Origin of the sequence: Aphanothece microscopica RSMan92, assembly GCF_046613545.2 — a bacterium.
In the GTDB taxonomy this organism is placed as follows: Bacteria; Cyanobacteriota; Cyanobacteriia; order PCC-6307; family Cyanobiaceae; genus NIES-981.
In genome coordinates, this window is sequence record NZ_JBKKKY020000319.1 from 1 (window position 1) to 654 (window position 654).

Sequence of the window (654 nt, forward strand, 5' to 3'; positions counted from 1 at the left end):
ACGCGGCGCTCCCCGCGACGGAATTCTGCCTCGCCATGATGGGCGAAGATTTCGGGGATCGTCTCGCCAGCCGCCTTGACGATCTCGTCGTCAGCGTCGCGGAAGGGCACGCCCAGCGCAAGCGCCAGACGCTTGCCCACGGAACTCTTGCCTGCGCCCATGAGCCCGACAAGCGCGAGCGTGCGCGACAGGAAAACCGACGTCTCAGACGTCTCGGACGGGGGCATGACGACGATTTAATAGGGCCACGGCGGGCTGGCGTCTAGCGGGCGCCCCAGAGCATGTTCGCCGGCGTCCAGCCCTCGTAGCGCTGGCGCACCCGCAGCCGGCACCAGCCGTCCGCACAGGTCTCCAGATCGGCGATGACGCCCGCATGCAGAACAGCGCGGACCTTGGCATCGGTCTGCGGGGCGGCGCGCAGGGGTACGCCCTGCGCCGCGGCCGCGCGCACCATCACGGTCGGGCGGCTGGAGAGCAGGCGCTTGTGCATCCAGGTGACCTCGCCATCGGGATCGCGGACGCGCCGCCAGTCCTGGGTTTCGGCGATCACCTGCATCGGCAGCCCGACGCGCTGATAGGTCCAAACGACGCGATGATCGCGCGTGGGGCCCAGGCGGCCATGGGCCTCTTTTTCATCGAGGCTTTCGAACCGCG

The 654-nt window shown here is 69.1% G+C and carries 2 protein-coding genes; both read right to left on the reverse strand.

Going from position 1 to position 654, the window contains the following annotated elements:
* The coding region (locus ACLD7X_RS17755; RefSeq protein ID WP_411425015.1) for a shikimate kinase at nucleotides 1-227 on the reverse strand (227 nt) is incomplete at its 3' end.
* A 35-nt stretch (nucleotides 228-262) separates the two neighbouring features.
* The coding region (locus tag ACLD7X_RS17760; RefSeq protein ID WP_411425016.1) for an SH3 domain-containing protein at nucleotides 263-654 on the reverse strand (392 nt) is incomplete at its 5' end.